The following is a 6775-nucleotide window of genomic DNA, read 5'->3' as shown; positions in this document are numbered from 1 at the left end:
CGACGCCGGCGAGCGCCGTCCAGGTCTCCGGGTCGGCGCCGCCCTCGACGGCCGCGATGGACACGGCGTAGTCGGGGATGTCGTAGAGATAGTTGACCGTGCCGTCGATCGGGTCGACGACCCAGGTCACGCCGGAGGTGGGGGCGTCGCCCGCGCCGGACTCCTCGCCGAGGAATCCGTCACCGGGCCGCGCGTCGGCGAGCAGCGAGCGGATCAGGTCTTCGGACTCGCGGTCGGCCTCGGTGACGACGTCGACCGGCGAGGACTTGAGCGCGGCGACCGCGACCCCGCCCGCGCGCTTGCGGTGGATCAGCTCGGCGGCGGCCAGGGCCGTGGAGCGGGCGATCTCGAGAAGCTCGTCATTCGCGTGCGTCACGGCACGAGCCTACGGGGCGTGCGAGCGGCCTGCGCGGGCATCCCCTGCCGTTCTCTTAACACCTGATTCATAGCCGCGGGCAACGTCACTGCCAGTGTGGCGCGCCAACGTAGTCATCGATGTCGGTGTGCGTGACTGACATTCCTCCATAGCGGGCGGGCCCGGTGAGATGTGCGACTCACCCGGGCCCGCCGTTCTTAATCCGGGCGCGGCTCTGTCGCCCGAGGGGGCTGTGCCCCTAATCTGGCGCCGAACACCCGTCTTATCGGGGGAAACAGTATGGAGGTTCCGCATGTCCGACGTCCCACCGCCGCCGCCCGCGCCGCCGACCCCGCCGGGGCCACCGACGCCGCCTCCGCCCCCGCCGCCCGGCTACGGCTATGGGCCGTCGGGTGCCGCAGGAGCTGCCGGCGGTGAGCCGACGCTCGATCAGCCCTACTACGGTGCGCCCCTGCCGGTCGCGATTCGCCGCTTCTTCACGAAGTACGCGACGTTCAGCGGCCGGGCGAGCCGGGCCGAGTTCTGGTGGTGGGCGCTCGTGTCGTGGGTGATCAACGCGGTGCTCAGCACCTTCCAGAACCACCGCACGGCCGACGGCAGCCTCACCGGGCTCTCGATCACCTTCTCGACGATCGCCGCGCTGTGGGGTCTCGCCATCCTGATCCCGTGGCTGGCGCTCTGGTTCCGCCGACTGCACGACGCGAACCACAGCGGGTGGAACCTGTTCTGGTGGTTCCTGCCGATCATCGGCTGGATCATCCTGCTGGTCTTCGCGATCCAGGGGCCGCGGCCCGAGGGCGCGCGCTTCGACAAGTAGCTCGCGCAACGCGTGAAGCCCCGGTCAGAAAGAGCTTCTGACCGGGGCTTCATAGCGCATTCAGCGGGTGGCGAGTGAGGGATTCGAACCCCCGAAGGCTAAGCCGGCTGATTTACAGTCAGATCCCTTTGGCCGCTTGGGTAACTCGCCGTTGACGCTTCCGACCGCGTGTATTCACCCGATCGAAGGCGCTGGTCAATCGTACCCGCGTGGCGCGCTCCCACGAAATCGGAAGCCACTCCCCCGGCATCCGCTCGGACCGCCGCACCGACCCGCCAGACCGCGGCGCGCTTAAGCTGGTGCGCATGGCAGATTCTTCTTTCGACATCGTCTCCAAGGTCGACAAGATGGAGGCCGACAACGCGGTCAACCAGGCCAAGAAGGAGCTCGACCAGCGCTACGACTTCAAGGGTGTCGGCGCCTCGGTCGAGTGGTCGGGCGACGACCTGCTGCTCAAGGCCAGCTCGGAAGAGCGCGTGACCGCCGTGCTCGACGTGCTGCAGTCCAAGCTCATCAAGCGCGGCATCTCGCTGAAGTCGCTGGATGCCGGCAAGCCGTTCCCCAGCGGCAAGGAGTTCCGCATCGAGGCGAAGCTCAAGAACGGCATCGAGCAGGACGTCGCGAAGAAGATCTCGAAGATCATCCGTGACGAGGCGCCCAAGTCGATCAAGAGCCAGATCCAGGGCGACGAGCTGCGCGTCTCGTCGAAGTCGCGCGACGACCTGCAGTCGACCATCGCGCTGCTCAAGGGCAAGGACCTCGACGTCGACCTGCAGTTCGTGAACTTCCGGTAGCTCGGCAGGATCAGACGAGCGGATGCCCCGGGCTTCGGCCCGGGGCATCCGTGTCGGCTCGTGCTACCTCAGCGCGTCGCACGCGCTCCCGTCGTGGTCGGCGTCGAGCTTCGCAACGTCACCGAAGTACGGGTAGTACTTCTTGTACCACGCCTGCGCCTGCGCCCAGGTCGAGAAGTTCGAGCAGTTGACGCTGTCGCCCGGGCTCACTCGCCGGGTGGGCGCACTGGTCTTCGCGACGGAGACATAGCCGCTCTTGGCGCCCGTCACCCTCACTGTGATCGGGTACGGAGCATCGGCTGACACGAGCCGGTAGCTCGCGCCGGTCGCCCCACGGATCGCCGCACCGTTGCGGTACCACTGGTACGTGAAGCTCGTCCCTGCGGTCCACCCGCCGCGGTTCGCGACGAGCGTGCTTCCGACCAGGTCTGTGCCGCTGATGGTCGGCGTGGCGGCCGTCAGCGTGCCAGCCGCCACCTTGGCGGTGGGCGCGGAGGCCACCGTCGAACTCGTCCAGCCGGGAATCGCCCCCGTGACGCGGACGGTGATCACCTTCTGGTACAAGCCGGCGGTGAGGGCGAGGCGCGCTGACGTCGCGCCCGAGATCGCGACACCGTTCTGGTACCACCGGTAGGAAAGGGCGCTCCCCGAGGTCCACGTGTCCGGCGCCGCAGTCAGCGTCGCACCGACCTTGACGGTGCCCGAGATCTTGGGCGCCGGCCCGCTGACGAGACCGAGCGTGACCTTGCCCGATGCGGCCGAGGTCTTGGTGACGGTCGTGTAGCCGGCCTTCGTTCCCGTGACTTTGACCGTGATGGGAAGACCTTCCTGCTCTGCGCCGAGCTTCAGGGTGGCGGCGGTCGCCCCTGCGATCGGAGCACCGCCGGCGAACCACTGGTAGCTCAGAGCGGTGCCGCTCGTCCAGGCGCCTGCCTTCGCGGTGAGCGTCTGCCCCTTCGCGGCGATGCCCGCGATGGTGGGCACCGCCGACGCGAGCGAGCCGGATGCCACTGCGGCGGTCGCCGCCGACGACTTGCTGTTCGACGACCAGCCGGACTTCGTCGCTGTGACCGTCACCGTCACCTTCGCGCCCAGCTGCGCCGCAGCCGGGACGAGTGTCGACTTGGTCGCGCCGCTGATCGCCGCACCGTTCGCGTACCACCGATACGAGATCGTCGAGCCCGAGGTCCACGTACCGGCCTTGGCGGTCAGAGTCACCCCCACCTTCGCCGTGCCGGAGATCGTCGGGGCGGGTCCGCTCACGACACCGGCCGTGACCGGGCCACGGGCCGGGGACGTCTTGGCAACCGAGGCATACCCCGACTTGGAGCCGGTCACCTTGACCGTGATCTTCTTGCCCTTCTGGGCACTGCTCAGCTTGAACGTGGACGCGGTCGCCTTCGAAATGGCGGCGCCCGAGGCGTACCACTGGTAGCGGAGCGTCGTGCCCGAGGTCCACGTTCCCGGCTTCGCGGTGAGGGTCTGGTTCACGGCCGCCGTGCCGGTGATGGTGGGGGTCGGCGCCGTGAGACTTCCGGTCGCCACCGCTGCGGTCTGCGCACTGGTCGCGACATAGCTCGTATATCCGTCGAGCCTCGCCGTCACGGCGACGCTGAGCTTCTTCCCCACCAGGCTCGCGGAAGTCGGCGTGTACGTCTGCGCGACGGCGCCGGAGATGGGTGCTCCGCTCGCCAGCCACTGGTAGCTGACCTTCGCAGTGCTCGGCGAGAGCGTTCCCGTGGTCGCGGTGAGCGTCTTTCCGATCTGCGCGGTGCCGCTCACCTTCGGCGCGGCCGATGACGTGACGGCTGCGACGCCGCCGTCCGCGCCCGGCGCGAGCGCGACGGCGAAGTCGACGGAGCCGTCGGGGCCGCGCGTGCCGCCGGCCGGTACGTCGAGGGGGTACACCGCGCGGCCGCCGTCGGGGGTGAAGCTGATGGTGTGACTTCCGTCGGGCAGAGCCTGCGCGACGCGCGGCGTCGCGGCGGTGCCGTCGATCGCCCAGCTGCCACCGTCCACGGCCGGCACCGTCACCGTGCCCTGCGCGGTCTCGTGCCAGACGAACCTGCCGGAACTCGCGACCAGCTCTCCCGCAGGCTGCGTGACGCTCGGAGCGGCGAGGCCGCCGACCGCCGCGGGGTCTTTGGCGGAGCTCGTGACCGCGTAGTGGATCGGCCCGAACGCCGACGGCGCCGTCCAGGCATCCGTCTTCGTGCCGATGCCGGACTGCGGGTCGATGCCGCTCAGCTCGCCCGGTGTCACCTCGGTGCCATCGGCGGGCGCGGTGCTGCTCGCGATGGGGTTCGACGCCGTGCCGAGCGTGAAGTCGGTCGTCATGCCGTCGAACGACGTTCCGGAGACGACGGCCGCCGAGCTCGATTCCGTCGAGTCGAGGCGCAGCCCGTGGGCGACGACCTCCGCCTCGGGGTACTGGTCCTCGAACCAGCTGAGCGGCTCGGGGCTCGACTTGCCGCCGTCGGCCGACTCGGCGAGATCCGAACTCCAGAACTTCCAGCCCGTCACGTCGAAATCGCCGGCCGCGTTCAGGGCCAGCCCGTTCTGGTACGGCTCCGCGCTCAGCGTCATGCGGCTCGCACTCGTGCTATCGGTGTCCACCTCGAGCACATAGGCCGGGTCCGCACCGCCATCGGCCGGGGCGACCGCCACGGTGAAGCCGAGCTCCGTCACGTCGGCGAGCGCGACGCCCTCCTCGTGGAACGCGTCAGCCGGCTGCCCGCTGGCGGCGGCGAACTGCAGCCCGCCGTCGACCAGGGTCGGGGCGACGCCCTCGACGTGGTAGTCGAACAGGCTCTCGGTGCCGGTGCCGGTGCCGGTGCTGTCCGCGGCGTTCGCCGGGACCGTGCCGACGGCGACAGCGAGAGTGGTCAGCGCAGCGAGAGCGGCGCAGGCCGAGATGGTGCGTTTCATCGAGGCACTCCGTGCGAGAGAAAAGCGGCCGGTGCGGCCGCCCGTCTCACGATAGGGATTCCTAGACGCACGAACTAGCTTCAGCGGACCCCCAGAGCAGGGGCGACTGCGCGCCGCGCCCGATCAGCAGCGCCGCCCCGTCACCCGAGCGTCGCCGGCAGCTCCCGTTCCTCACCGAGCACGTGCTTCGCGAGGAACGCGAGCACGACCTGGTACCAGACCTTCGCGTGCTGCGGCGACAGCACCCAGTGGTTCTCGTCGGGGAAGTACAGGAAGCGGTGGTCGGTCGAGCCGTCGTCGGCCGCGGGCGACCCCGACTTCGAGAGCAGCTCGTACCAGAGCCGCAGCCCCTCGCCGATCGGCACGCGGTAGTCGCGGTCGCCGTGCACGACGAGCATCGGCGTCACGATCTTCTCGACCGACAGGTGCGGGCTGTTCGCGAGCGCCGCCTCGGGCGACAGCTCACGCTGCCAGTACCAGGCGGCATCTGTCGTCGGCCCGAACTGATCGAGCGCCCACAGGCTCGCGTGCGTCACGATGGCCCGGAAGCGGTCGGTGTGGCCCGCGACCCAGTTCGCCATGTAGCCGCCGAACGAGCCACCCATCGCCGCCGTGCGCGTCTCGTCGATGTCGCTGCGGGCGACCGCCGCGTCGGTGATCGACATCAGGTCGGTGAACGGCGCCTGGCCCCATGCGCCCCAGCCGCGCTGGATGAACTGCTGCCCGTACCCGGTCGAGAGCGCAGGGTCGGGCAGCAGCACCGCGTAGCCCTCTGCGACCATCAGCCACGGGTTCCACCGCCACGACCACGTGTTCCACGACCCCAGCGGGCCGCCGTGGATCCACAGCAGCAGCGGCGCCGGCTTCTCGGCCGAGGCGCCTTCCGGCAGCGCGAGCCAGGCGCGCACCCGGCTGCCGTCTGCGGCGACCGTGTCGATCTCGGTGAGGGTGCCGGGCAGTTCAGGGGCGGCGACCGGGCTGCGCAGTTCCTGCGCGGCGATCGGATGCCTCAAGCCGGCCTCCCCCGCCAGGAACGCCGCGAGATCGAGGCGCACAGGGGCGTCGGGTGCCGCGTAGCTCGTGCGCAGCGCGTACAACGCGGAGCCGTCACGCGTGAGCTGCAGGTTGTGGAACGCCGCGGCGTCGGCGGTCACCCGTTCCACGTGTGCCTCGGCCGGGGCCTCCGTCACGCCGGAGATCAGGAAGACCGGCGCGCGGCCGTCCTCGTCGGCGGTGACGAGCAGCGCGCTCGAATCCGGCAGCCAGACGATCTCGCCGGGCCAGCGATCCCAGTCGGCGGCGATGACGCGGGGCTCGCCGCCCGCCAGGGGAACAAGCTGCAGGTGCACCACGGGCGCCGACTGCGGCGTCGAGTGCGTCTCGCTCGTGTACGCCACCCAGAGGCCGTCGGGTGAGATCGCCGGGTCGTACACGTCGTAGCCCGGGTCGTCGACGAGCACGCGGCGCTCGCCCGTGGCGGTGTCGATCGCGATCAGGGTCGAGCGCTGAGCGGCGCCCGGGGCAGGCACATCGAGCACCGCGACGAGGGTCGAGCCGTCGGGCGTGAGCTCGCCGCCGTCGTTCAGGCCGCGCCCGGCGCCGGTGAGCTGGCGCAACGTGAGCCGGCCCGCCGGCTGAGGCGCCTCGTCGCCCTCGGCCACGGGAAGCGGCGTCGCCGGGGCGTCGGAGAGCTCGGCGAGCGAGGCGGCGAAGCGTCGGGTCTCGGCCGGGCCCAGGTCCTCGTCCCAGTAGCGCACGGGGTAGCCCGTGTGCAGGATCGCGCTGACCTTGCCCTCGTCGCGCGCCTTCCGCAGCTCGCCGTCGTGCTTCAGGTCGACGGCGCTCGGCAGCAGCTCGGCG

General features: G+C 70.5%; 5 protein-coding genes and 1 tRNA gene. 2 read left to right on the top strand and 4 right to left on the bottom strand.

Annotation, left to right across the window (positions count from 1 at the left end; genetic code table 11):
- Positions 1 to 376 (bottom strand): inositol monophosphatase family protein (locus ACM2XV_RS10885; RefSeq protein WP_487026942.1); only part of this gene is annotated, 376 nt, incomplete at its 3' end.
- Between the two features lie 292 nt (positions 377 to 668).
- Here ACM2XV_RS10885 and ACM2XV_RS10880 point away from each other — a divergent pair.
- Positions 669 to 1193: a DUF805 domain-containing protein gene (locus ACM2XV_RS10880; RefSeq protein WP_344772645.1), complete on the top strand. Its 525-nt coding sequence runs from the start codon at positions 669 to 671 to the stop codon at positions 1191 to 1193.
- A gap of 68 nt (positions 1194 to 1261) precedes the next feature.
- Here ACM2XV_RS10880 and ACM2XV_RS10875 read toward each other — a convergent pair.
- Positions 1262 to 1343, bottom strand: a tRNA-Tyr gene (locus tag ACM2XV_RS10875).
- Between the two features lie 155 nt (positions 1344 to 1498).
- Here ACM2XV_RS10875 and ACM2XV_RS10870 point away from each other — a divergent pair.
- Positions 1499 to 1987: a YajQ family cyclic di-GMP-binding protein gene (locus ACM2XV_RS10870; RefSeq protein WP_344772647.1), complete on the top strand. Its 489-nt coding sequence runs from the start codon at positions 1499 to 1501 to the stop codon at positions 1985 to 1987.
- A gap of 63 nt (positions 1988 to 2050) precedes the next feature.
- Here the strand turns inward: ACM2XV_RS10870 and ACM2XV_RS10865 are convergent, their stop codons facing one another.
- Positions 2051 to 4915 (bottom strand): hypothetical protein, encoded by a 2865-nt coding sequence (locus ACM2XV_RS10865; RefSeq protein WP_487026941.1) that lies wholly within the window; start codon positions 4913 to 4915, stop codon positions 2051 to 2053.
- A 140-nt stretch (positions 4916 to 5055) separates the two neighbouring features.
- Positions 5056 to 6775, bottom strand: a 1720-nt coding sequence (locus ACM2XV_RS10860) for a S9 family peptidase (RefSeq protein WP_487026940.1), incomplete at its 5' end; no start/stop codon positions are given.

It is taken from the genome of Gryllotalpicola sp. CP2-P1 (assembly GCF_057512245.1).
Note: the sequence above shows the minus strand (reverse complement) of the source record. Positions and strands in the feature narration are given on the sequence as shown.